The organism is Providencia sp. Marseille-Q8014, assembly GCF_965112055.1.
In genome coordinates, this window is the sequence record NZ_CBCOPT010000001.1 from 1,437,595 (window position 1) to 1,463,111 (window position 25,517).

The window sequence follows — 25,517 nt, forward strand, 5'->3', positions numbered from 1 at the left end:
TGTTATACAGCTTCCTTTGTATTTGATTGTGATTCTTTTTGAGATATTTTTTGTTTTTCTTTTTCAACTTGTTCAGAGCGCCAAATGCTGTTTAACACATGCACCATCGCTTTGGCGGACGATTCGACAATATCGGTTGCTAAGCCCATGCCGTGAAAACGACGATTAAAGCATTCGACAACGATATCGACTTGACCCAACGCATTTTCCCCTTGTCCTTTTGCAGACAACTTATAAGAGACTAAGTTAATTGGATAATTGGTAATTTTATTGATGGCTTGATAAATCGCATCAACAGGGCCATTTCCTGTTGCAGCTTCCGATTTTTCACTTTCCCCACAGCGCATTTTCACGGTGGCAGTAGCAACAACACTTGAGCCTGATTGGGTACTGAAATAATCCATGACAAAGTGATCCGTTTCATCTTGTTGGTTAGCAAAGAATGCCAACGCTTCTAAATCATAATCGAACACTTGTCCTTTCTTATCGGCTAAGTTCAGGAAAGCGGTGTACAATTCATCTAAATTAAAATCTTTCCCTTCATGGTAGCCCATCTCTTCCATTCTATGCTTAACGGCTGCACGGCCTGAACGAGATGTTAAGTTTAATTGGATTGCTTTCAAGCCAATTGATTCAGGCGTCATGATTTCATAGGTTTCACGATTTTTCAGCACGCCATCTTGGTGAATTCCCGATGAATGCGCAAATGCATTACTACCGACCACGGCTTTATTAGCAGGGATTGGGGTATTGCATAATTGGCTGACCAATTGGCTGGTACGGTAGATTTCTTTGTGATTGATATTGGTATGTACATTCATCATTTGCTCGCGCAATTTGATGGCCATGATGACTTCTTCTAAGGCGGTGTTACCTGCACGTTCACCTAACCCATTAATTGTTCCCTCGACTTGACGAGCACCTGCTTGTATAGCCGTAATCGAGTTGGCAACAGACATACCTAAATCGTCATGGCAGTGCACAGAAATGACCGCTTTATCAATATTTGGGACGCGTTCATATAAAGAGGTGATAATGCCACCGAATTGATAAGGCGTTGTGTAACCAACGGTATCTGGAATATTGATGGTGGTGGCGCCAGCTTTGATGGCTGATTCAACGATACGGCATAAATTATCAATATCGGTACGTCCGGCATCCTCACATGAAAATTCAACATCATCGGTGTAGCGTCTCGCGCGTTTAATCGAATCGATAGCCATATCCATGACACCATCAAATGTTTTATTTAATTTCTTTTGGACATGCAAATTCGAGGTCGCTAAAAAGATGTGAATTCGAAATGCCTCAGCCACTTTCAGTGATTCTGCCGCAACATCAATATCATTTTGAACACAACGCGCTAACGCGCAAATGCGACTATTTTTAATTTCACGCGCGATGGTTTGTACCGATTCGAAATCACCTGGGGAGGAAACAGGAAAACCAGCTTCAATAATATCAACACCGAGGCGTTCTAATGCGAATGCGATTTGCAATTTTTCTTTTACAGATAAACTTGCCTGTAATGCCTGCTCACCATCACGTAAGGTGGTGTCGAAGATAATGACTTGATCGCTCATGTTGTGTTCCTCTTATACAGATTTTATCGTTATGCTTTGCGATGCCGGCAGGCATAAAAAAACCCGCGGCTGGCGCGGGTTTTTTATGTTTCTGGACTGTGAGTTTTTATCTTCCGTCCATAAGCATACCGCGCACATTGGATGCGAGTAGTAGTAGGCTTAGTAGGCGGATAGAAGTTGTCATTTTCACAGTCTCTAAATAGGTTTTTAACTAATCTGTATTTATTGATACGTGATCTTTTCTTTGCTGTCAACTTTAGATTTTTCCGGCAATTTTGGAGAATTATGCATCATTAGCCAGAGTTAGTGATTGTGACTAATTTCGCTATATTTGGTGATGTTTTTCTCTATATTTTATCGATAAGTCAGGGGTAAAATTCTTTTCATGAAATAACTAGATGGAAATATAGCATAAACTGATGGTTTGGATTAAAATTTTGTACAGCTTGTCATAGGGGAAACTATAACGTTAGATATAAAAATAAGCTCTAATTATAGTTTTAATTAAACAAATTATTTAATAAATGAATAATTTAAATTTAATCTGATAATAAGACCATTTTATGGTTGTTGATGATATTTATTATGATTTATTTTTAAATTTGTTTTATTATTTTTAAGTTAATAATAACGATTTTAAATGCGTAATTTAAAATCATTATGTCGATGAATACCTTCGTTTTGTTATAACATCTTTAGTGTGTTGTTACATTGATAGATAATATAATATAAGCGTCGTTTTAATAAATGCAGGGAACGCGAAATAGCTTATCATTGATAAGTTGTTCGAAGAATAATATTTAATGAATTTATAAAATCCTTATTTATTTAGGAGAAGATTATTTTCATTAATAAAAATGATAGATATCTTTATTGGAGTAAATAATGACTGATTTTGATGCGGTTTCACCAGCTAAAAAAGAGAATTGTGATATTAATTTGCGAAATGTTGATCTTAACTTATTGACGGTTTTTGATGTGGTCATGCAGATGCAAAATGTCACACGGGCAGCGCAGGTATTAGGTATGTCTCAACCTGCCGTGAGTAACGCTGTATCTCGTTTAAAATCAATGTTTAATGATGAGCTTTTTGTTCGGTATGGTCGTGGAATACAACCAACCTCCCGCGCTAAACAGCTCTTTGGGCCTGTTAGACAAGCACTACAACTAGTGCATAATGAGTTACCGGGGGCAGGTTTTGACCCGAAACTGAGTGATCGAGTATTCAATTTATCTATTTGTTCTCCATTAGATATTCGTTTAGCCGCAATTATCGTCGAAAAATTTAAAGATATATCGCCTAATATTAATATCCATATTCATTGTTTCTTAGATAATAACATTGAACATAAATTAAAATATCAAGAAACTGATTTTTCGGTGAGTTATAATCAATTCGAAAAAAGCGAGTATCAACAACAAGTTTTATTTAATGATGAATTAGTTCTCGTTGTCGCGAAAAATCACCCTCGTATTGTGAATAATGTGACGCAAAGTCTGTTGAATAGTGAAAAACATGCGGTAATGTCAATGGATAATATAGGTTCTTTCAGCCAACTTTATTATAGTAATACGGATTTATCCCACACGATTAGTTACCAAGGAACCGATTTAAACAGTGTTTTAAATATCGTTTCTCAAACTGAATTGGTGGCTATTGTTCCGAAGTGGCTGGTTGAAAACTCAAGTTACAAGCATCAATTACAGATGGTTGCATTGCCATGGCAAGAGAATACTCGTCCTTGCTATTTGACTTGGCATGAATCGACGGCTCGAGATAAAGGACATCAATGGATGAAATCACAATTTTGTCAGCTGATCACTGATTTGTTGACCTAAGGCTTTTGAATCACTCGCTTAAATTGTGATTATCGCTTTATTTACCGCTAACTCATCATGGTGAAATTCTGTGATGAGTTATGCTACCTATATAACATTTGCAGAATATTTACATTCTACCCCTTTTCACAATCCTCTTTCGTCTATACACTCAAGTTGTTCAGCTAACAGATGTAAGCTGAAATAATTAACTGGCGAAGCACGTCGTGTGTTTACCGAGTGTCTTCCGTTAACACATGTATTATAGGAAACATACTTTGATTACTGAAAATCTATATCCATACCATTTGGTCAATCGCTTACACAGTCGGTTTAGTGCCGCTGATTCAGCGAATCGGATAGCTTTCAGTCAATGGCATAATGGACAGCAAAGTGAGCTCACATGGCAACAAGTTGAAACGCATTCGACTGCGATTGCTCACCGTCTGTTAGCCCTTAATGTTGAGGTACAAGAAAATATTGGATTATTCGCGCATAACAGTATGAATTGGTCTTTGGTTGATCTTGCTGTGCTACAACTAAAAGCCGTTACTGTCCCTTTATATGCGACAAGTAGCCTAGAACAGGCTGCTTATATTATTAATGATGCAAATATTCGAATTCTATTTGTTGGTGAGCAAGAACAGTATCATGTTGCTTGTCAATTGAAGGCTTTTTGTCCTCAACTTACCACGATTGTCGTGCTTAATAACGATGTCGAGTTGGTAGAGTGTGGGGTAGATTCAGTGCATTTGGCTCATTTTATGGCCCAAGCTGAACCTAAATACCAAGAGGAATTAAACCAACGTATTGCCGCCCATCATCTTAGTGATCTGTTCACAATTATCTATACTTCTGGCACAACAGGCGAACCCAAAGGGGTGATGTTAGATTATTACAACATGGCCGCCCAACTTTACCTTCATGACCAGCGTTTAAAGCTGACCGATGAGGATGTTTCTTTAAGCTTTCTTCCTCTATCGCATGTGTTTGAGCGCGCTTGGAGCTTCTATGTGATGCACACAGGTGCACGTAATGTTTATTTAACGGATACCAATGCGGTTAGGGCAGCGCTTGCTGATGTTAAACCGACAGTGATGTGTGCAGTCCCTCGTTTTTACGAGAAAGTGTATAGTGCAGTACAGGGTAAAGTTGCCAAAGCCCCTCTTATGCGCCGCTTATTATTTAAATGGGCGATCGCACAGGGCAATAAAAGAACTCAATCACTGGCTAGAGGTGAGCAACTTTCCGCATTCAATCAATCTCTATTTAATTTAGCCGACAAGCTCGTGTTAACTAAGCTGCGTCAGTTATTAGGCGGACGTATTCGATTCATGCCAGCGGCGGGGGCTCGTTTGGATGATGACGTCATTGCCTTTTTCCTTGCTGTAGGAATCAATATTAAATACGGTTATGGGATGACCGAAACCTGTGCCACAGTCTCTTGTTGGGAAGAAGGGCATTATCCATTAGGCTCTATTGGTACACCACTTTCTTCTGTTGAAGTGCGTATCGGCGATAACAATGAAATTCAGGTCAAAGGACCTGTCGTAATGAAAGGGTATTACAATCGCCCTCAAGATACTGATGAAGCATTCACGGTTGATGGCTGGTTAAAAACGGGGGATGCAGGTGAAATTGATGCTAAAGGTAACCTGTATATTACTGACCGTTTGAAAGACCTGATGAAAACATCAAATGGTAAATATATAGCACCACAAATGATTGAAGGTGTATTAGGGCAAGACCAGTTTATTGAACATATTGCTGTTATTGCGGATGCGCGTAAATTCGTTTCTGCGCTTATTGTCCCTTGTTATGATTCATTAGAAGAGTACGCCCGTTCTATTAATTTAAAATATCGTGATCGCCTAGAGCTATTAAGAGACTCCAACATTGTGGCTTTATTTGAAAGTCGCTTGAAAGAGTTACAGAAGAATATTGAAACTTTTCATCAAGTTAAACGTTTCACCTTACTCCCAGCGAATTTTTCTATGGAAAAAGGTGAGCTAACGCCTACGCTAAAACTACGTCGAAAAATTATTTCTGAACGCTATCATTCAGAAATAGAATCAATGTATCGCGAATAGTTAAATTATCACCATCTCATATAGCCGGATAGAATATTGATGATATCCGGCTTCTCTTTGTACTCTTTTTCATCTGTTTATAGTGAAAATTTCCACTTTTTTTTATTTTCTTGGTTAATTTAACTAATTATCGTAAAAGATAAAGACGATGTTGAATGTTGTCATTTTTGCTTAAGAAATGGTGTTTGCGTCGTCTCCAGCACAACGATATGTTAATAGTTGTCATCACTATGACAGGAATGACAATACACAATAAGAGGACAGTCATACCTCTGTTAACGGATAAAAATAGTCTGGGGGCAAACTCATGGAGATGTTGTCGGGAGCAGAAATGGTCGTCAAGTCTTTGATTGACCAAGGTGTAAAGCACGTATTTGGTTATCCAGGTGGTGCTGTTTTAGATATCTATGATGCACTGCATACAGTCGGAGGCATTGATCATATATTAGTTCGCCATGAACAAGCGGCAGTTCATATGGCTGATGGTTACGCACGCTCAACTGGCGATGTTGGGGTGGTGTTGGTAACGTCAGGACCCGGAGCGACAAATGCGATTACTGGTATTGCGACGGCATACATGGATTCTATCCCCTTGGTTGTTCTATCAGGACAAGTTGCAAGCTCCCTTATTGGCAATGATGCTTTTCAAGAATGTGACATGGTGGGGATATCCAGACCTATTGTAAAACATAGTTTTTTGGTTAAAAAAGCAGAAGATATTCCTGAAACCATCAAGAAAGCATTCTATATTGCGTCAAGTGGCCGGCCAGGCCCTGTGGTGATTGATTTACCCAAAGATACCGTTAGTCCAGCGCATAAATACCCTTATCGTTATCCGGAATCCGTATCTCTACGCTCTTATAATCCGACTCTCCAAGGACATAAAGGGCAAATTAAAAAAGCGTTATCCAAACTGATTGCGGCGGAGAAGCCGGTTTTCTATGTTGGTGGTGGTGCTATTAATGCAAGTTGCTCGCCGGAAATTATTGCATTAGCAGAAAAATTACAGCTTCCTGTTGTATCAACACTGATGGGGCTTGGTGCATTTCCTGAAACGCATCATCTTTCTGTGGGGATGCTTGGTATGCATGGAACCTATGAAGCGAATAAGGTTATGCATAATTCTGACGTGATCTTTGCTGTGGGCGTTCGTTTTGATGATAGAACGACCAACAATTTGGAAAAATATTGCCCAAATGCCACGGTTATTCAAATTGATGTGGATCCCACCTCGATCTCTAAAACGGTGAATACGGATATCCCGATTGTTGGGGATGCGAAACTGACGCTTCAGCAAATATTAAATCAATTAGAGCAAGTCTCAGCGACACAAAATAGCCAAGCATTAGCGGCATGGTGGAAAGAGATTGAAACTTGGCGTGAGAAAAAATGCCTCAATTACGAAAAAAATAGCCAGAAAGTGAAGCCTCAACAGGCGATTGAAGCGATTTATCGTTTAACTCATGGTGAGGCTTATGTGACTTCTGACGTTGGGCAGCATCAAATGTTTGCGGCACTTTATTACCCATTTGATAAGCCGCGTCGTTGGATTAATTCAGGCGGATTAGGCACGATGGGATTTGGTTTACCTGCGGCTTTAGGGGTTAAGCTCGCACACCCACAGTCAACGGTTGTTTGCGTGACAGGCGATGGCAGTATTCAAATGAATATTCAAGAGCTATCTACGGCGCTACAGTATGGCTTGCCTGTTATCGTACTGAATTTAAACAATGGCTTTTTGGGAATGGTAAAACAGTGGCAAGATATGATTTATCAAGGTCGCCACTCTCAATCTTATATGGAATCGCTCCCTGACTTCGTTAAACTGGCTGAAGCGTATGGTCATGTTGGCATCGCGGTCCATTCTCCTGATGAGTTAGAAGAAAAATTGCAACAAGCCTTGGTTGAAGTGAACCAAAATCAACGCCTAGTGTTTGTTGATATCAATGTTGATGAAACTGAACATGTTTACCCAATGCAGATCCGCGGTGGTGCAATGGATGAAATGTGGCTGAGCAAAACAGAGAGGACCTGAGCATGCGTCGTATTTTATCAGTTTTACTAGAAAACGAATCTGGTGCATTGTCCCGTGTGATTGGGCTGTTTTCTCAACGAGGTTACAACATTGAAAGTTTGACCGTAGCCCCCACGGATGACCCCACCTTGTCACGTATGACCATTCAAACGAAAGGGGACGCGAAGGTTCTTGAGCAGATAGAAAAACAGCTGCATAAATTAGTGGATGTGCTTCGCGTTAGCGAGCTTACCGCTTCAGCACATATAGAGCGTGAAATCATGTTAGTAAAATTACAGGCTTCAGGCTATGGCCGCGATGAAATCAAACGCTGCTCCGATATTTTTCGTGGACAAATCGTTGATGTGACACCAACGCTTTATACCGTTCAGCTAGCAGGAACAAGCGATAAACTGGATGCATTTATTGAAGCGGTGCGTGGTGTTGCTGAAATTGTTGAAGTTGTACGTTCAGGTATTGTAGGAGTTTCACGCGGCGATAAAATTATGCGATGAAAAATTTGTCTTCTAAAGGTAGAATGTAGTCATATAGAGCCCCGATTGATTCGGGGCTCTGACCGTTGGCAGCTATTTTTGCCTCGCAGCGGTAATCAGGGACTGTAAAAAATAAATAGTAAAATCAATGAGTTGGTTTTATATGATAACACAAAGAGGTTAACGTGAAACTGGATGAAATAGCACGTTTAGCAGGGGTTTCCCGCACAACGGCTAGTTATGTGATCAATGGCAAGGCCAAGCAGTATCGAGTCAGCGATAAAACTGTAGAAAAAGTGATGGCTGTTGTCAGAGAGCACAATTACCATCCAAATGCTGTAGCAGCAGGGCTACGAGCAGGGAGAACACGTTCGATAGGGCTAGTGATCCCCGATCTCGAAAACACAAGTTATACTCGCATTGCTAATTATCTTGAACGTCAAGCACGGCAACGTGGTTATCAATTATTGATCGCGTGTTCCGAGGATCAGCCAGATAACGAAATTCGTTGTGTCGAGCACCTTTTACAGCGTCAGGTTGATGCCATTATAGTTTCAACCGCGCTTCCTCCTGAGCATCCTTTCTATCAGCGTTGGGCGAACCGTTCTTTGCCTATCATTGCCCTTGATAGAGCATTGGAAAAAGATCACTTTATTAGTGTGGTCGGTGATGACCAAGAAGATGCATTTATGATCTCTGCGGAATTACGAAAATTCTCGGCAGAATCCGTATTGTATCTGGGGGCTTTACCTGAGTTATCAGTAAGCTATCTTCGTGAGCAAGGTTTTAGGAAAGGTTGGCAAGGCGACTCCCGTGAAGTGAATTATCTGTATGCAAATAGTTATGAGAGGGCTTCTGCCGCTGAGGTTTTTGCTGATTGGCTAGATAAAGGTAACTCCATGCCTGATGCGTTATTCACGACGTCATTTTCGTTGCTACAGGGAGTACTGGATGTGGCGCTAAAACGTGATGGTCGTCTACCGGAGGACATGGTGATTGCCACATTTGGCGATAGCGAGTTATTAGATTTCTTAGGATGCCCCGTTTTATCATTGGCACAGCGCCACAGAGATATCGCTGAGCGAATCTTGGAATTGGTGTTGGCGAGCCTTGATGAAAAACAAAAACCAGACGCAGGAATTACTCGTATCCGTCGTGATCTCTGCCGTCGTGGTAGTCTTGGCCGCAAACAGCAATAAATATAAGAAATAATTAAAACCAGACAAAATGTCTGGTTGAATATAGAGTGATATTGATCACGTTTATCGCTATTATCTTAGCCCCTATGCAAAAGGGGCTTTTTATTTGATGCTAAAAATACGTAAATATTTAACTTTAGGACTATTCTTAACTGGATGTATTTAATTTTCTCTCGCAAGGAAAACAAAATAAAAAATTTAATTTAAGAAATGGCAGTTAAATAAATAAAAGTCATATGAACGCATATTTGAGTTATAACACTGTCTATTAAAACAGTATTTTAACGTGTTGAAATTTATTGTTTTTATTTTTCTACGGGGCCGTTATTGATAATATTTGTAGTTAATTAGCATTTACCGTTATTTAAAAAGTAAAGAATCGGTTATAGGTAGGCTGATTAAAAATGAGACGGGTATAGGAAATATCATCATTTGAGTGTTTTTTCATCAATAAAATAGAATTAACCTTGTATTTATTGTTTTGTTGAAAATAAATGAATTATATCAATCCGTTATTCCTCATTTTATCTCTGCGCTCGATTTTACCCTCTCTTATCTTTTCTGAATTGTTCTGTAAATAAAGCAAAAGCTACAGGTGTCTGGCTTGACAACGTTTTCCTACCATTCGTAAACTTTATAAGTGGAGAATTGTGGGGTAAAGTGGGTTAATAGGAAATAAAGAGGTTTTACTGGGTATGTTTCGTGGGGCAACACTGGTAAATCTCGACAGCAAAGGGCGTCTAACCGTGCCTACCCGATATAGGGGAATGTTGAGCGAGGAATCTAAGGGGCAGATGGTATGTACTATCGACCTCCACCAGCCATGCCTATTACTTTACACGTTACCTGAATGGGAAATTATTGAAGAGAAGCTCTCACGGCTTTCAACCATGAACCCAGTAGAAAGAAGAGTACAACGGCTTTTATTAGGGCATGCCAGCGAATGCCAAATGGACAGTGCCGGACGTCTTTTGTTAGCTAACACACTACGTCAACACGCAGGGCTAACAAAAGAGGTCATGCTAGTGGGCCAAATAAATAAATTTGAACTTTGGGATGAACAGACTTGGTATCAGCAAGTGGAAGAAGACATTAATGCTGAACGACAAACCCAAGAACCCCTGTCAGCCCGCTTACAGGATTTGTCACTATAAACATGACACAACAGCAATTTAAACATGTAACAGTACTGCTTGATGAAGCAGTAAATGGCCTAAATATCAAACCAAACGGCATATATATTGATGGAACATTTGGGCGAGGAGGACACTCAAGGCTGATATTGAGTCAGTTAAATGACCAAGGACGCTTGATTGCGATTGACCGCGACCCTGAAGCCATTAAAGCAGCGCAACTCATTAATGACCCGCGCTTTATGATTAAACATGGGCCATTTTCTGCAATCGCTGAATATGTTGAGGAAGAAGGGTTAGTTGGCAAGATTGATGGCGTATTGCTGGATTTAGGCGTTTCATCACCGCAATTAGATGATCCTGAACGCGGTTTTTCATTTATGCGTGATGGGCCATTGGATATGCGAATGGATCCAACTAAAGGACAATCAGCACATCAATGGCTCATGTCTGCGCAAGCTGATGATATCGCGTGGGTGTTGAAAACATTTGGAGAAGAACGTTTCGCAAAACGCATTGCTAGGGCGATTGTTGAACGTAACCACAATCCAGAAGAGACGCCGTTGACCCGTACACGTGAGCTAGCTGAATTGATCGCTCAAGTAAGCCCAATCAAAGAGCGCCATAAGCATCCAGCAACTCGCAGCTTCCAAGCCATACGTATTTATATTAACAGTGAGCTAGAAGAAATTGAGCAGGCATTGGAAGGGGCTGTATCCGTGCTAGCACCCGAAGGGCGCCTCTCAGTGATTAGTTTTCACTCCTTGGAAGATAGATTAGTAAAACGGTTTATTCGTCAAAATAGCAAAGGGCCCAGTGTTCCCGCAGGGATCCCATTAACGGAAGCTCAAATAAAAGCGCTGGGTACGGCTAAGTTGCGTGAAGTGGGCAAGATGAAACCTTCAGCCGCGGAAGTTGACGAAAACCCTAGAGCACGTAGTTCAGTACTACGTTTTGCACAAAGGATGGCATAAAAATGGTTCCTGAAAGGCATAGTCTTGGAAAAGTGATTGGTCGTGACCTTTTCCGTTATGGGATTATTCCATTGATTTTGCTAGCCGCCATTATTATCAGCGCTGTCTTTGTGGTCACGACAGCGCATGAAACACGTCTCCTGACGGCGGAAAAAGACAAGCTATACGAAGAAAAGGACGCACTTGATATCGAATGGCGTAATTTGATCCTAGAAGAAAACGCGTTAGCCAGCCATAGCCGAGTTGAACGTTTATCTGTGGAAAAATTACAAATGGTTCACGTTGAGCCTTCTCAAGAAAATATTATTGTTTCTAAGTAGTAGATAAGGTTACGAATGAAAGCACCTAAGTCAGCTAAAAACAAGAAACAGGAAGAAAATACCAGCTTTGTGAGCTGGCGTTTTGCTTTGCTGTGCGGCGGTATCCTGCTAGCTTTAGCTGGGCTGTTAGTGCGTGTTGCTTATCTGCAAATCATCGCACCTGAAAAACTGGTTAAAGAGGGCGATATGCGCTCTTTACGTGTACAGGAAGTCTCTACAGCACGCGGAATGATCAGTGATAGAGAAGGACGCCAACTTGCTGTCAGTGTGCCTGTGAATGCCATTTGGGCTGACCCCAAAGTGGTGTTTGAAAAAGGTGGGATCAATAACGATGAACATTGGAAAGCGTTAGCGGATGCGCTTGAAATCCCATTAGAACAAATCAAAACAAAAATTTCGGCGAACCCAAAAGGTCGTTTTGTCTATCTTGCTCGTCAGGTAAACCCTTCTATTGGTGAATACATCACAAAATTAAAATTACCGGGTATTTATCTACGTAAAGAATCTCGCCGTTATTACCCTTCAGGTCCGGTGACCGCGCATTTAATTGGCGTAACCAATATTGATGGCGAAGGCATTGAAGGCGTTGAAAAAAGCTTTGAGCGCTGGTTAAAAGGCTCTCCAGGTGAACGAACAGTTCGTAAAGATCGTAATGGACGTGTTATTGAAACGGTTTCCTCCGTTGATAGTCAAGCGGCGCATAACCTCGTGCTCAGTATTGATGAGCGTATTCAATCCATTGTTTATCGTGAACTGACTAAGGGCGTACAGGAGAATAAAGCTGAATCTGGTGTCGCTATTTTAGTTGATGTGCATACCGGTGAGATTTTAGCTATGGCTAATAGTCCATCCTATAACCCAAATAATTTAGCGGGTACTCCGATGGATGCCATGCGTAACCGCGCGATAACCGATATTTTCGAGCCTGGTTCGACGGTGAAACCACTTGTTGTCATGAGTGCGTTAAACAACAAAATTATCAAAGAAAATACCGTGCTGAATACCTATCCATATCGTGTCAATGGCCATGAAATTAAGGACGTTGCGCGTTATGCGGAGTTATCAATAACGGGTATTTTACAGAAGTCGAGTAACGTGGGTGTTTCAAAACTGGCGTTAGCGATGCCTGCCACAGAGCTGGTGGATGTGTATAGCCGCTTTGGGTTTGGCAAGCCGACTAATCTGGGGTTAGTCGGGGAAAGTAGTGGCATCTTTCCAAGTAAAAAAACACGGTGGTCTGATTTAGATAGGGCCACCTTTTCTTTTGGGTATGGACAAATGGTCACTCCGTTACAATTAGTCCGTGCCTATGCAACAATTGGTAGCTTTGGAATATATCGCCCATTATCCATTACCAAAGTGGACCCACCTGTCCCAGGAACCCGAGTGTTCCCAGAACAAACCATGCGTACAGTGGTTCATATGATGGAAAGTGTTGCTCTACCGGGAGGCGGGGGAACACGTGCTGCGATAAAAGGTTATCGAATAGCGATTAAAACAGGTACTGCGAAGAAAGTCGGGCCTGAAGGGCGGTACATCAATCAATATATTGCCTATACAGCAGGTGTTGCACCTGCAAGTAACCCACGTTATGCCCTTGTCGTTCTTATCAATGAGCCTAAAGCGGGTAAATATTATGGTGGTGCAGTATCCGCACCGGTATTTGGTTCCATCATGGGCGGTGTTTTGCGAATGATGAATGTTGAGCCAGATGCATTACAAGCAGATGATAAAAGCGACATAGTGATCAATAAAAAAGAGGTTAAAAGTGGCAGATCGTAATCTTTGTGATCTTCTTTCGCCATTTGGCGTTAGCACAGCAAATATCTCACTACATGAGATGACGTTAGACAGCCGTAAAGCAGCGGCTGGTGATCTGTTTATTGCAATTAAAGGCCATCAATCGGATGGTAGGCACTATATCTCCCAAGCGATCGCTCAAGGTGTTGCCGCTGTCATCGCAGAAGCGAATGGCGAAGCGGATGAAGGTGAAATTCGTTACGTTCATGGGGTTCCTGTTATTTATTTGAATGACCTGAATAATCGTTTGTCTGCATTGGCCGCGGAGTTTTATCAGCACCCAGGTGCAAAAATGAAGTTGGTTGGTGTGACAGGAACCAATGGTAAAACGACGACAACACAATTAATTGCTCAGTGGGCAAAAGGGTTGGGTGAAACCAGCGCGGTGATGGGAACTGTAGGGAATGGCCTACTTGGACAGGTCGCGCCGAGTGAAAATACCACGGGTTCAGCAGTGGATATCCAAGTTGAATTAACCCAATTATTAAAATGTCAGGCGACATTAACCGCAATGGAAGTTTCTTCACACGGCTTAGTTCAAGGTCGTGTTGCTGCCTTACCGTTTGCTGCCGCTGTATTTACTAATTTAAGCCGTGACCATTTAGACTACCACGGTGATATGGAAAATTACGAAGCCGCGAAGTGGCTATTATTTTCCACGCATCAAACAAAAGCGCAAATTATTAATGCTGACGATGATGTCGGTTTGAAATGGCTGCAACGCTTACCAAAAGCCTGTGCTGTTTCAATGGAACAGCGTATTCCTGAACAGTGGCAAGGGCCATGGTTACAAGCCACAACGGTTGAGTATCACGACCGTGGAGCCACCATTCAATTTACCTCATCATGGGGTAACGGCACCTTAGAAAGTCCATTAATGGGGGCATTTAATGTCAGTAATTTGTTGTTAGCAATGAGTACATTGCTGATGATGGATTATCCATTAACGCAACTCTTGGAATCATCATCATCTTTATCGCCGGTGTGTGGTCGTATGGAAGTCTTTAGTGCGCCGAACAAACCAACGGTGGTGGTTGATTATGCGCATACCCCTGATGCGCTTGAGAAAGCATTAGCAGCGGCACGTTTACACTGTAAAGGAAAATTATGGTGTGTATTTGGTTGCGGGGGGGATCGCGATAAAGGTAAACGTCCATTAATGGGGGCGGCGGCTGAAGAGTGGGCAGACAATGTTGTCATTACTGATGATAACCCGCGTAGCGAAGAGCCATTAGATATCATCAATGACATTATGGCTGGCATTCTTGACTCTAGCCGAGTTCTGGCTATTCCGGGACGTGCTGAAGCCGTGACCAGTTCTATCATGCAAGCTAACGTGGATGACGTTATTGTTATTGCGGGGAAAGGCCATGAAGATTATCAAATTATCGGTCATCGCCGCTTAGATTATTCAGATAGATTGACGGTCGCTAGATTATTGGGGGTGGTAGCATGATCCCGCTAACGTTGTCTCAACTCGCCGCTATCACGGGTGGATATCTGTATCATGCCGATGGCGTTGATGCAGGAACACGAGTATTAAGCGATGTGAGCACGGATAGCCGCCAAATTGGCGAGAACAGCTTATTTATTGCGTTGAAAGGTGAGCGTTTCGATGCCCATGATTTTGTGCCTTCAGTGGCTGAAGGCGGTGCAGCGGCTGTGCTGGTTGAGCGTCAACTAGATATTGATTGCCCTCAAGTCGTTGTCGCAGATACGCGTCTGGCCATGGGGCTGCTTGCTGCTTGGGTACGCCAACAAAGCCAAGCCAAAGTGGTTGGCTTAACGGGGTCGTCGGGGAAAACATCGGTAAAAGAAATGACGGCCTCTATTTTGTCGCAACGCGGTAAAACACTGTATACCGCAGGTAATTTAAACAATGATATCGGTGTACCTTTAACGTTGTTTAGGCTAACTCACGAATATGAATATGCAGTGATTGAAATGGGGGCGAATCACCCTAATGAGATCGCGTACACCACGAATATCGTTAAGCCGCAAACTGCTCTTGTGAATAACTTGTTCGCGGCTCATTTAGCTGGATTTGGCTCACCTGAAGGCGTTGCTAGGGCAAAAGGTGAAATATACCAAGGTCTACCGGATGAAGGTACCGCAATTGTTAATCTTGATAGTTGTTCTGCCAAATGGCAGTTTCAGCCACGCCAAACGGTGTGGTGTTATTCATTAACAGCGCAAGATAAAGCGGATTTTTATCCTTCTGACATTGAGGTCAAGCAGCTTTCAACCGATTTTACTTTGCATACACCTGTTGGACAGGTTGCTATCACTTTACCTCTGCCAGGCATGCATAACATTGCTAACGTTTTGGCGGCTAGTGCTTTGGCTATCTCAGTGGGCGCAACGCTGGAAGATATTCGTCAGGGGCTAGCCACAACTCAAGCTGTGCCGGGGCGTTTATACCCAGTGCAGTTGAGTGAGACAAAAGTTGTCTTGGATGACACTTATAATGCCAATGACGGCTCAATGATTGCAGCCATTCATGTTTTAGCTAAAATGCCCGGTTATCGCATTTTAGTGGCCGGAGATATGGGTGAACTCGGCGATTATGCAAAAGAGTGTCATCAACGAGTTGGTATAGCCGCAAAAGATGCAGGTCTGGATAAAGTACTGAGTGTCGGTACGCTGAGCGAAATGATCAGTCAATTCAGTGAATGTGGAGAGCACTTTGCATTCAAAAAAGACTTATTAACCCGACTGATTCCGCTAGTACAGCAGAATGAAGTTGTTTCTATTTTAGTTAAAGGTTCACGCAGCTCCGCGATGGAAGATGTAGTGAATGCATTGAAGGAGTGCTTTGCATGTTAGTCTGGCTTGCCGAAATATTGGTGCATCAATTTTCTGTCTTTAACGTCTTCTCATATTTGACGTTTAGAGCCATCGTCGGTTTGCTGACAGCACTTGCCATTGCGTTATGGATGGGGCCACGTTTAATTACTTACTTACAAAAAATGCAGATTGGTCAGGTTGTACGTGATGTTGGGCCTGAATCGCATTTTAGTAAGCGTGGTACGCCAACAATGGGAGGAATACTGATCCTGTTTTCGATCAGCATCTCAGTATTGCTCTGGGCGCGTTTAGATAACCCATACGTTTGGTGTGTATTACTCGTGTTAGTCGGGTATGGCCTTGTCGGATTTGCGGATGATTACTTGAAAGTGGTCAGAAAAAATAGCCGAGGGTTGATTGCTCGTTGGAAATATTTTTGGCAGTCACTGATTGCACTTGTGGTTGCGTTTTCAATGTACGCAGTAGGGAAAGATACCCCTGCAACGCAATTAGTGGTGCCGTTCTTTAAAGACATCATGCCACAACTTGGGCTGCTGTATATTTTGTTGGCGTATTTTGTGATTGTTGGTACCAGTAACGCGGTTAACTTAACAGATGGCCTTGATGGATTAGCGATTATGCCAACGGTTTTCGTGGCAGCTGGTTTTGCATTAGTGGCGTGGGCAACGGGTAACGTCAACTTTGCTAGTTACTTAAATATTCCATTTTTACCACATGCGGGTGAATTAGTTATTGTTTGTACGGCGATAGTGGGGGCGGGGCTCGGGTTCCTATGGTTTAACACTTATCCTGCGCAAGTTTTTATGGGCGATGTTGGCTCCCTTGCTCTTGGTGGTGCACTCGGTACGATTGCCGTTTTATTACGCCAAGAGTTCCTGTTGGTCATTATGGGAGGCGTCTTTGTTGTTGAGACATTATCCGTCATCCTACAGGTGGGTTCTTTCAAATTACGTGGTCAACGTATATTCCGTATGGCGCCAATTCACCATCATTATGAACTGAAAGGTTGGCCGGAACCACGCGTAATTGTACGTTTTTGGATTATTTCCTTAATGCTGGTACTGATTGGACTGGCAACACTGAAGGTACGTTAAAATGGCAGGTATGCAGGGTAAACAGTATCAGGGTAAAAAAGTGGTCATCATTGGGCTGGGGTTAACTGGCCTATCTTGTGTGCACTTTTTCTTATCACACGGCGTTATTCCGCGAGTGATGGATACCCGAGCTGTTCCTCCGGGCGTTGAACAATTACCGAAAGAGGTGGAATGCCATCGCGGTAGTTTAAACAACCAATGGTTGCAAGAGGCTGACTTAATTGTTGCCAGCCCCGGTATTGCATTAGCGACACCTGAATTACAGCAAGCGGCGAATAACGGTATTGAAATTGTCGGTGATATCGAATTGTTCTGCCGCGAAGTTGATGCGCCTGTTATTGCGATCACTGGCTCTAATGGAAAAAGCACCGTGACCTCTTTGGTGGGGGAAATGGCTCAAGCTGCGGGTATCTCCGTTGGTGTTGGCGGAAATATCGGTATTCCAGCATTGTCTTTGTTAAATCAAGGTCACCAACTGTATGTGTTAGAGCTATCTAGTTTTCAATTAGAGACGACATCCAGCTTAAAAGCCCTTGCAGCAACAGTTTTGAATGTCACTGAAGACCATATGGATCGCTATCCGCTAGGTCTAGCGCAGTACCGCGAAGCGAAGTTACGTATCTATCATCATGCGTTGAATTGTATTGTTAATGCTCAAGATCCATTGACGTTACCACAGCATACCGATGAGGAAGCATGCATTAGCTTTGGTGTTGATAGTGGCGATTATTATTTTGATACACAGCAGCGGACATTGGTCGCAAAAAATGAAGTGCTGATCAAGGTTGATGACATGCACTTAACGGGACAACACAATTATACCAATGCATTAGCGGCTCTTGCTCTTGCTGATATCGCGGGTATAGCTCGCCATGCAAGTTTAAGTGTGCTGAAAAATTATGCAGGATTAACGCACCGTTTCCAACTGGTGTTACTGAATAACGGGGTGCGTTGGATTAACGATTCCAAAGCAACCAATGTGGGTAGCACTGAAGCGGCACTGAATGGCTTAAAAGTAGAAGGTACACTGCATCTTCTACTTGGGGGCGATGGTAAATCGGCAGATTTTACACCATTGAAGCCCTATCTTGCTCAGGACAATGTGCGCCTGTACTGCTTTGGTCGTGATGGTAAAGCACTAGCTCAGCTGGAACCTGAAAAATCCGTGTTGACTGAGACAATGGAACAGAGCATGCGTTATTTAGCTCCGAATCTAAAATCAGGGGATATGGTTTTACTCTCACCGGCATGTGCAAGCCTCGATCAATTTAAGAATTTTGAGCAACGAGGTGCCATTTTTGCTCAGTTAGCGAAGGAGCTAGGCTGATGACGATACCGGGTGCTTTACGTCTGAAGAATTGGGTGATTGGAGAGAAAGGGGGTGTCATCGCTGGCTCTACACTCTACGATCGCACCTTGGTATGGCTGGCTTTGGGATTAGCCGCTATCGGTTTTGTTATGGTGACATCGGCATCGATGCCTGTTGGGCAGAGACTGACTGACGACCCATTTTATTTTGCTAAACGTGATGTCATGTATTTAGCTGTCGCCTTTATCTTAGTTTTAGGCGTGATGCGAGTTTCCATGGCTGTTTGGGAAAAATACAGCTTTGTGTTGTTGATGGTTTCTCTTTTACTGTTAGCGGTTGTACTGGTAGCGGGTAGCTCCGTTAACGGTGCATCACGTTGGATTGATGTTGGGATTGTAAAAATTCAGCCAGCAGAAATTTCTAAATTCGCGCTATTTTGCTATGTATCCAGCTACTTAGTGAGAAAATCAGACGAAGTAAGAACTCGCTTCCTAGGCTTTGTAAAACCCATGTGTATTTTAATTATCATGGCGTTATTACTGCTGTTACAACCGGATTTAGGAACGGTTATCGTCCTCGTCGTGACGACATTAGGGTTACTATTCTTAGCTGGAGCACGATTAGCCCCCTTTATTATTGGGATTGCCGCTTGTGTTTTTGGTGTACTCGCCTTGATTTGGTTGGAACCTTATCGTTTGCGCCGTGTGACATCATTTCTCAATCCATGGGAAGACCCATTTGGAAGTGGTTATCAGCTAACCCAATCGTTGATGGCATTCGGTAGAGGTGAGTTATTGGGTCAGGGACTGGGTAATTCGGTGCAAAAACTTGAATACTTACCAGAGGCTCACACTGACTTTATTTTTTCCGTTTTAGCGGAAGAGCTGGGGTATGTTGGTGTTGTTTTGGTTTTACTGATGGTTTTCATGTTGGCATTTAGGGCGATGATGATTGGTCGTCGTGCATTGCTAGCTAACCAATTATTTGCTGGGTATTTAGCTTGCTCAATCGGTATTTGGTTTACTTTTCAGGCATTAGTAAACGTAGGGGCAGCAGCAGGTATGTTGCCAACTAAAGGGTTAACCTTACCATTGATTAGCTACGGTGGGTCGAGCTTGCTCGTGATGTCCGCGGCTATCGCAGTATTATTACGTGTAGATTTTGAAACGCGTCTGGAAAAAGCCCAGGCGTTTGTAAGGAGTGCTAAATGAGTCAAGCAAAAAGGTTACTGGTCATGGCGGGTGGGACTGGGGGACATGTTTTCCCAGGTTTAGCTGTGGCGCATTATTTGCAGGCTCAAGGCTGGGAGATCCTCTGGCTAGGTACTGCCGACCGTATGGAAGCGACACTAGTGCCGCAACATGGCATCGACATTGAGTTTATCCGAATATCAGGGCTCCGAGGTAAAGGCATTATGGCATTAGCGGCCGCGCCTTGGCGGATAGGCAAGGCAGTTTGCCAAGCAAAAGCGATTATTAAGCAGTATCGACCCGATGCTGTGCTGGGGATGGGGGGCTATGTTTCTGGTCCCGGTGGAATTGCGGCATGGTTATCGGGAGTGCCCGTCATTCTGCACGAGCAAAACGGTATAGCCGGTTTAACCAATAAATGGCTTTCAAAAATAGCTAAACGTGTTTTACAGGCATTTCCGGGCGCTTTTCCGCATGCCCCTATTGTTGGAAATCCAGTTCGTAAGGATGTATTGGCACTGCCATTGCCAGAAGAGAGATTATCGAATCGCGATGAGAGAATACGCGTACTGGTAGTAGGGGGGAGTCAAGGCGCGCGTATTTTGAATCAAATTATGCCTGAAGTTGCTGAAAAAGTCGGCAAACAGTTAAATATCTGGCACCAAGCTGGAAAAGGAAGTAAAGAATCTACCGAAGCGTTGTATAATGAAAGGCTAAAAAATTCAGTTAATTCCGAGTATAAAGTTACTGAGTTTATTGATGATATGGCTCAAGCTTACGCATGGGCGGATATTGTGATCTGTCGTTCAGGTGCTTTAACAGTGAGTGAAATCGCTGCGGCAGGGTTACCTGCTATTTTCGTACCTTTTCAACATAAAGATCGTCAGCAATATTGGAATGCTTTACCGTTAGAAAAAGCGGGGGCGGCCAAAATACTTGAGCAACCTCAGTTTACCGCGGATAACGTCGCTAGCCTGCTGGAGCAGTGGGATCGACAAGAATTATTATCGATGGCTATCAAAGCACGTTCTTGTGCGATTACCGATGCGACCGAACGAGTCGCGGCGGTGATTAGTGAAGTGGCTAAATAGCCGCGATCATCGATAAAACGACATTGATATAGAATTAACAAAAGCGAAGACATAGAGTGAATACACAACAGTTGGCGAAATTAAGAACAGCAGTGCCTGAAATGAGAAGAGTTCGGCACATCCATTTTGTCGGTATCGGCGGTGCTGGCATGGGTGGTATTGCCGAAGTACTGGCTAATGAAGGTTATCAAATCAGTGGTTCTGATTTAGCGCCAAATGCAGTGACTCAGCAACTGACCGCTTTAGGAGCAACGATTTATTTTAATCATCGCCCTGAAAATGTTGAAGATGCGAGTGTTGTTGTCGTTTCAACGGCCATTTCTGCGGATAATCCAGAAATTCAGGCAGCACACGAGTTGCGTATTCCTGTTATTCGTCGTGCTGAAATGCTGGCTGAATTAATGCGTTATCGACATGGTATCGCTGTCGCAGGTACGCATGGTAAAACGACAACGACGGCTATGATTTCAGGAATTTATGCTCAAGCAGGTTTAGACCCAACATTTGTTAATGGGGGGTTAGTGAAATCTGCGGGGACTCATGCTCGTTTAGGAAGTAGCCGTTATCTGATTGCTGAAGCGGATGAGAGTGACGCATCATTTTTACATTTGCAGCCTTTGGTTGCGGTAGTGACCAATATTGAAGCTGACCATATGGACACTTATCAAGGTAATTTTGAAACCTTGAAAGATACGTTCATCAACTTTTTGCACAACTTACCATTTTATGGTCGTGCAGTGATGTGTATTGATGATCCGGTGATCCGCTCTTTATTACCGCGTGTAAGCCGTTATGTGACGACTTATGGTTTTAGTGACGATGCGGATGTGCGTATTGTTAAGTATGAACAAAAAGGTAATCAAGGCTTCTTTACTATCGCCCGTGAAAATATGCCTGAGTTGACGGTGGTTCTTAATGCACCAGGTCGACACAATGCCCTTAATGCGGCAGCCGCTGTGGCGGTAGCAACGGAAGAAGGGATTGATGATCAGCATATTCTCTCTGCACTTATAGAGTTTCAGGGGACAGGGCGTCGTTTTGATTTCTTAGGCAATTATTCATTACGCCATGTTAATGGTAAAGAAGGGGAAGTGATGTTGGTTGATGATTATGGTCATCACCCAACTGAAGTGGATGCGACGATTAAAGCGGCAAGGGCGGGTTGGCCTGACAAGCGAATTGTGATGGTTTTTCAGCCACACCGCTATTCACGTACTCGCGATTTATATGACGACTTTGCACATGTTCTCAACCAAGTTGATGTGTTACTGATGTTGGAAGTGTATCCAGCGGGGGAGAAACCCGTACCCGGTGCAGATAGCCGTTCATTATGCCGAACAATTCGTGGTCGTGGTCAACTTGACCCGATTTATGTGGCAGAGCCTGAACAAGTCGCGCAACTGCTCGCTCAAGCACTGGAGCCTAATGACTTAATTTTGGTTCAAGGTGCTGGAAATATTGGTAAAATAGCCCGTAATCTTGCTGAGACAAAATTACAGCCACCAATGGCAGAGGAGTAAACTCATGGCCGAAAAAATTGCGGTGTTATTTGGCGGTACATCTGCTGAACGTGAAGTCTCTCTGCAATCTGGGCAGGCAGTACTTGCGGGTTTACGTCAGGCCGGTGTTGACGCTCATCCAATTGATACGAAAGACTTTCCTGTTATCACGCTTAAGGAAAAAGGATTCGATAAAGTATTTATCGCCCTTCATGGTCGTGGTGGTGAAGATGGTACTATACAAGGGATGTTGGAGTTCTTAGGGTTACCTTATACGGGGAGTGGCGTAATGGCTTCTGCTCTCAGTATGGACAAATTAAGAACCAAACAACTTTGGGAAGGCGCAGGCTTACCGGTCGCACCTTACGTTTCATTGAGTCAATTTAGCTTTAGTCAGTTGACGGAAGCAAAAATTTCAACATTAGTGTCACATCTAGGACTCCCCCTTATTGTCAAACCGAGCTTAGAAGGGTCAAGTGTAGGGATGAGCAAAGTTGATAACATGGATGATTTATCAACCGCGTTGGAATTAGCATTTCGTTTCGATGAAACAGTATTAATTGAAAAGTGGTTAAGTGGGCCGGAATTTACGGTGGCGATGATTGGTGAGCAAGCGCTCCCTTCCATTCGTATTCAACCTGCTGGGGTATTTTACGATTATGATGCGAAATATCTTTCAGATGAAACACAGTATTTTTGCCCAAGCGGCTTAGATGAAAAATCAGAAGCTGCGTTGTCACAATTGGCGGTACGTGCTTATCAAGCTGTTGGTTGTCGTGGTTGGGGACGCGTTGATGTGATGCAAGACAGTGATGGTCAGTTCTATTTATTAGAGGTGAATACCTCACCAGGCATGACGAGCCACAGTTTAGTTCCGATGGCCGCACGTCAAGCAGGTATGGATTTTTCGCAGTTGGTGGTACGTATTTTGGAATTGGCTAACTGATATGTCACAGGCAGCATTAAATGTTCGACATCATAAGCATAATGATGGCAGCAATGACCCAAACTCAGGCCCAAGTAATGGGGCATTTCTTGGTGGGTTGATTTTTTTCTTAATGGTTGTTGGAACAATCATTTGGAGTGGCTGGACCGTCATGAATTGGATGAAAGATGCGGACAGGCTGCCAATGTCAAAGTTAGTACTGACGGGGGAGCGTCATTACACAACGAATGATGATGTCAGAAAAGCGATATTAGCACTTGGTCAACCGGGCACGTTTATGACCGTGGATGTCAATGCCATTCAAAATCAGATCAGTGCTATGCCATGGATACGTCAAGTCACAGTTCGTAAACAGTGGCCTGATGAGTTAAAGATTCATCTGGTAGAATATGTTCCTTACGCTCGTTGGAATGATCAGAACATGGTTGATAGTGAAGGGCGAGTTTTTAGCCTCCCCGCGAGTGAGAGTAACAAAGGCGATTATGCGTTACTTTATGGCCCTCAAGGTAGCCAAAAAGAAGTTATCAAAGAGTATGTTGAATTTAAAAGAATACTGGCAGAACAAAATTTAAAATTGAAATCAGTCTCTATGACTGCACGCCATGCTTGGCAACTTATTTTAGATAATGATGTTCGAATAGAACTCGGAAAAAAAGATGTACTTGAGCGGTTAAATCGTTTCCTTGAACTTTATCCGCTGTTGCAGCAAACCACAGATAAACGTGTTGATTATGTCGACCTTCGTTATACCAGTGGCGCTGCGGTGGGGTGGGCTCCTTTATTAGTGGATGCACCACTGGAGTTACAATAATGAATATTGCTAATAACTCAGACTAGGCAGAAGCAAATGATCAAAACGACGGACAGAAAATTAGTTGTAGGCCTTGAAATTGGGACTTCCAAGGTGTCGGCCCTTGTAGGCGAAATTCTGCCCGATGGTATGGTGAATATTATCGGGGTGGGAAGTTGTCCATCTCGTGGAATGGACAAAGGTGGCGTTAACGATCTGGAGTCAGTCGTTAAATGTGTACAAAGGGCGATTGATCAGGCTGAGCTGATGGCAGATTGCCAAATTTCTTCAGTTTATCTTGCGTTATCGGGTAAGCATGTTAGCTGTCAAAATGAAATTGGTATGGTACCTGTGTCGGAAGAAGAAGTGACACAAGAAGATGTTGACAGTGTTGTTCATACCGCTAAATCAGTCCGAGTTCGCGATGAACATCGCATTCTTCATGTTATACCGCAAGAATTCGCGATTGATTATCAAGAAGGTATTAAGAACCCTGTTGGTTTGTCTGGTGTACGTATGCAAGCCAAAGTTCATTTGATCACTTGCCACAACGATATGGCAAAAAATATCGTGAAAGCCGTTGAACGTTGTGGGCTGAAAGTTGATCAGTTAATTTTTGCTGGACTTGCTGCTAGCTATTCTGTTTTGACGGAAGATGAGCGGGAGTTGGGGGTTTGTGTCGTTGATATTGGCGGCGGCACGATGGATATGGCGGTGTACACCGGTGGTGCATTACGTCATACCAAAGTGATTCCTTATGCAGGCAATGTTGTGACCAGCGATATTGCTTATGCTTTTGGAACTCCACCAAGTGATGCAGAAGCGATCAAAGTTCGTCATGGCTGTGCTGTCGGTTCGATAGTCAGCAAAGATGAAACGGTGGAAGTACCTAGCGTGGGAGGACGCCCACCAAGAAGTCTGCAACGTCAGACTTTAGCGGAGGTCATTGAACCACGCTATACAGAGCTGTTAAACCTCGTAAACGAAGAAATTTTAAATTTACAGGAACAGTTACGTCAACAAGGTGTCAAACACCATTTGGCAGCGGGGATCGTGCTTACTGGAGGCGCTGCGCAAATAGACGGTCTCGTCGAATGTGCACAAAAAGTCTTCCATACACAAGTCAGGATTGGTACCCCGCTCAATATAACAGGCTTAACGGATTATGCTCAGGAGCCATACTATTCAACTGCGGTTGGGCTTCTGCATTACGGTAAAGAAAGCCATCTTGGCGATGATACCGAAACGGAAAAACGTGCTTCAGTTAAAGGGTGGTTTAGTAAAATCACTGGTTGGCTGAGAAAAGAATTTTAATTTTTATTCAGAAGCATATTATTAGCTTCGAAGTAAGCACAAAACGGAGAG

20 protein-coding genes are annotated in these 25,517 nt (G+C 43.1%); 19 read left to right on the forward strand and 1 reads right to left on the reverse strand.

The features are described from left to right. Window positions 1-2 precede the first annotated feature (2 nt). The gene (gene leuA, locus ACWPW6_RS06205; RefSeq protein WP_163860888.1) at window positions 3-1,583 is read right to left on the reverse strand and encodes a 2-isopropylmalate synthase; all 1,581 of its coding nucleotides are present in this window, start codon (window positions 1,581-1,583) and stop codon (window positions 3-5) included. An 885-nt stretch (window positions 1,584-2,468) separates the two neighbouring features. On the opposite strand from leuA, the gene leuO reads away from it, so the two are divergent. The 19 genes from leuO to ftsA all read left to right on the forward strand — a co-directional run bounded on the left by leuO (window position 2,469) and on the right by ftsA (window position 25,466). Beyond that, complete coding sequence (gene leuO / locus ACWPW6_RS06210) at window positions 2,469-3,422, forward strand: transcriptional regulator LeuO (protein ID WP_250000228.1); 954 nt, start codon at window positions 2,469-2,471, stop codon at window positions 3,420-3,422. Window positions 3,423-3,658: 236 nt separating this feature from the next. Continuing rightward, entirely contained in the window at window positions 3,659-5,491 is a 1,833-nt protein-coding gene (locus ACWPW6_RS06215; protein ID WP_154623206.1) for an AMP-dependent synthetase/ligase, read from the forward strand. A gap of 307 nt (window positions 5,492-5,798) precedes the next feature. Then, complete coding sequence (gene ilvI, locus ACWPW6_RS06220) at window positions 5,799-7,526, forward strand: acetolactate synthase 3 large subunit (protein WP_163860890.1); 1,728 nt, start codon at window positions 5,799-5,801, stop codon at window positions 7,524-7,526. Between the two features lie 2 nt (window positions 7,527-7,528). Then, window positions 7,529-8,020, forward strand: coding sequence for an acetolactate synthase small subunit (gene ilvN / locus ACWPW6_RS06225; RefSeq protein WP_068445711.1), 492 nt, complete (start codon window positions 7,529-7,531; stop codon window positions 8,018-8,020). Between the two features lie 164 nt (window positions 8,021-8,184). After that, window positions 8,185-9,198, forward strand: coding sequence for a catabolite repressor/activator (cra, locus tag ACWPW6_RS06230; RefSeq protein WP_163860892.1), 1,014 nt, complete (start codon window positions 8,185-8,187; stop codon window positions 9,196-9,198). A gap of 695 nt (window positions 9,199-9,893) precedes the next feature. After that, on the forward strand, window positions 9,894-10,352 hold the full coding sequence (gene mraZ / locus ACWPW6_RS06235) for a division/cell wall cluster transcriptional repressor MraZ (RefSeq protein ID WP_154622685.1): 459 nt from the start codon (window positions 9,894-9,896) through the stop codon (window positions 10,350-10,352). 2 nt (window positions 10,353-10,354) lie between these two features. Further along, the gene (rsmH, locus tag ACWPW6_RS06240) at window positions 10,355-11,305 is read left to right on the forward strand and encodes a 16S rRNA (cytosine(1402)-N(4))-methyltransferase RsmH (RefSeq protein WP_154622684.1); all 951 of its coding nucleotides are present in this window, start codon (window positions 10,355-10,357) and stop codon (window positions 11,303-11,305) included. A gap of 2 nt (window positions 11,306-11,307) precedes the next feature. Beyond that, window positions 11,308-11,625 carry a cell division protein FtsL gene (gene ftsL / locus ACWPW6_RS06245; RefSeq protein ID WP_154622683.1) on the forward strand — a complete coding sequence of 106 codons (318 nt, stop codon included), beginning with the start codon at window positions 11,308-11,310 and terminating at the stop codon, window positions 11,623-11,625. A gap of 15 nt (window positions 11,626-11,640) precedes the next feature. Then, a complete protein-coding gene (gene ftsI / locus ACWPW6_RS06250; protein ID WP_154622682.1) occupies window positions 11,641-13,407 on the forward strand; it encodes a peptidoglycan glycosyltransferase FtsI in 1,767 nt (588 codons plus the stop codon). After that, the gene (gene murE / locus ACWPW6_RS06255; RefSeq protein ID WP_163860893.1) at window positions 13,394-14,881 is read left to right on the forward strand and encodes a UDP-N-acetylmuramoyl-L-alanyl-D-glutamate--2,6-diaminopimelate ligase; all 1,488 of its coding nucleotides are present in this window, start codon (window positions 13,394-13,396) and stop codon (window positions 14,879-14,881) included. The genes ftsI and murE overlap by 14 nt, the downstream gene beginning before the upstream one ends. Next, a complete protein-coding gene (murF, locus tag ACWPW6_RS06260; RefSeq protein WP_250000231.1) occupies window positions 14,878-16,251 on the forward strand; it encodes a UDP-N-acetylmuramoyl-tripeptide--D-alanyl-D-alanine ligase in 1,374 nt (457 codons plus the stop codon). Before murE ends, murF begins: the two co-directional genes overlap by 4 nt. Then, window positions 16,245-17,327, forward strand: coding sequence for a phospho-N-acetylmuramoyl-pentapeptide-transferase (gene mraY, locus ACWPW6_RS06265; protein WP_154622680.1), 1,083 nt, complete (start codon window positions 16,245-16,247; stop codon window positions 17,325-17,327). The genes murF and mraY overlap by 7 nt, the downstream gene beginning before the upstream one ends. Before the next feature lie 10 nt (window positions 17,328-17,337). Further along, complete coding sequence (gene murD / locus ACWPW6_RS06270) at window positions 17,338-18,654, forward strand: UDP-N-acetylmuramoyl-L-alanine--D-glutamate ligase (RefSeq protein ID WP_231131800.1); 1,317 nt, start codon at window positions 17,338-17,340, stop codon at window positions 18,652-18,654. Beyond that, window positions 18,654-19,847, forward strand: coding sequence for a cell division protein FtsW (gene ftsW / locus ACWPW6_RS06275; RefSeq protein ID WP_250000233.1), 1,194 nt, complete (start codon window positions 18,654-18,656; stop codon window positions 19,845-19,847). Before murD ends, ftsW begins: the two co-directional genes overlap by 1 nt. Then, window positions 19,844-20,917: an undecaprenyldiphospho-muramoylpentapeptide beta-N-acetylglucosaminyltransferase gene (murG, locus tag ACWPW6_RS06280; RefSeq protein ID WP_154622677.1), complete on the forward strand. Its 1,074-nt coding sequence runs from the start codon at window positions 19,844-19,846 to the stop codon at window positions 20,915-20,917. The genes ftsW and murG overlap by 4 nt, the downstream gene beginning before the upstream one ends. Before the next feature lie 101 nt (window positions 20,918-21,018). Then, window positions 21,019-22,437: a UDP-N-acetylmuramate--L-alanine ligase gene (gene murC, locus ACWPW6_RS06285; protein ID WP_230085795.1), complete on the forward strand. Its 1,419-nt coding sequence runs from the start codon at window positions 21,019-21,021 to the stop codon at window positions 22,435-22,437. 4 nt (window positions 22,438-22,441) lie between these two features. Then, window positions 22,442-23,362, forward strand: coding sequence for a D-alanine--D-alanine ligase (locus ACWPW6_RS06290; RefSeq protein WP_196713376.1), 921 nt, complete (start codon window positions 22,442-22,444; stop codon window positions 23,360-23,362). 1 nt (window position 23,363) lies between these two features. After that, window positions 23,364-24,173, forward strand: a complete 810-nt coding sequence (gene ftsQ / locus ACWPW6_RS06295; RefSeq protein ID WP_154622675.1) for a cell division protein FtsQ — start codon at window positions 23,364-23,366, stop codon at window positions 24,171-24,173. Window positions 24,174-24,209: 36 nt separating this feature from the next. Continuing rightward, on the forward strand, window positions 24,210-25,466 hold the full coding sequence (gene ftsA, locus ACWPW6_RS06300; protein ID WP_008910356.1) for a cell division protein FtsA: 1,257 nt from the start codon (window positions 24,210-24,212) through the stop codon (window positions 25,464-25,466). Window positions 25,467-25,517 lie beyond the last annotated feature (51 nt).

Excerpts from the sequence above, each read along its gene's own strand:
- ilvI (WP_163860890.1), top strand. The coding sequence starts at position 5,799 with ATGGAGATGTTGTCGGGAGCAGAAATGGTCGTCAAGTCTTTGATTGAC.
- mraY (WP_154622680.1), top strand. The coding sequence starts at position 16,245 with ATGTTAGTCTGGCTTGCCGAAATATTGGTGCATCAATTTTCTGTCTTT.
- rsmH (WP_154622684.1), top strand. The coding sequence starts at position 10,355 with ATGACACAACAGCAATTTAAACATGTAACAGTACTGCTTGATGAAGCA.
- murG (WP_154622677.1), top strand. The coding sequence starts at position 19,844 with ATGAGTCAAGCAAAAAGGTTACTGGTCATGGCGGGTGGGACTGGGGGA.
- ACWPW6_RS06290 (WP_196713376.1), top strand. The coding sequence starts at position 22,442 with ATGGCCGAAAAAATTGCGGTGTTATTTGGCGGTACATCTGCTGAACGT.
- mraZ (WP_154622685.1), top strand. The coding sequence starts at position 9,894 with ATGTTTCGTGGGGCAACACTGGTAAATCTCGACAGCAAAGGGCGTCTA.
- ftsI (WP_154622682.1), top strand. The coding sequence starts at position 11,641 with ATGAAAGCACCTAAGTCAGCTAAAAACAAGAAACAGGAAGAAAATACC.
- ACWPW6_RS06215 (WP_154623206.1), top strand. The coding sequence starts at position 3,659 with ATGTATTATAGGAAACATACTTTGATTACTGAAAATCTATATCCATAC.
- ftsA (WP_008910356.1), top strand. The coding sequence starts at position 24,210 with ATGATCAAAACGACGGACAGAAAATTAGTTGTAGGCCTTGAAATTGGG.
- ftsQ (WP_154622675.1), top strand. The coding sequence starts at position 23,364 with ATGTCACAGGCAGCATTAAATGTTCGACATCATAAGCATAATGATGGC.
- ftsW (WP_250000233.1), top strand. The coding sequence starts at position 18,654 with ATGACGATACCGGGTGCTTTACGTCTGAAGAATTGGGTGATTGGAGAG.
- leuA (WP_163860888.1), bottom strand. The coding sequence starts at position 1,583 with ATGAGCGATCAAGTCATTATCTTCGACACCACCTTACGTGATGGTGAG.
- murF (WP_250000231.1), top strand. The coding sequence starts at position 14,878 with ATGATCCCGCTAACGTTGTCTCAACTCGCCGCTATCACGGGTGGATAT.
- leuO (WP_250000228.1), top strand. The coding sequence starts at position 2,469 with ATGACTGATTTTGATGCGGTTTCACCAGCTAAAAAAGAGAATTGTGAT.
- murD (WP_231131800.1), top strand. The coding sequence starts at position 17,338 with ATGCAGGGTAAACAGTATCAGGGTAAAAAAGTGGTCATCATTGGGCTG.
- murC (WP_230085795.1), top strand. The coding sequence starts at position 21,019 with ATGAGAAGAGTTCGGCACATCCATTTTGTCGGTATCGGCGGTGCTGGC.
- ftsL (WP_154622683.1), top strand. The coding sequence starts at position 11,308 with ATGGTTCCTGAAAGGCATAGTCTTGGAAAAGTGATTGGTCGTGACCTT.
- ilvN (WP_068445711.1), top strand. The coding sequence starts at position 7,529 with ATGCGTCGTATTTTATCAGTTTTACTAGAAAACGAATCTGGTGCATTG.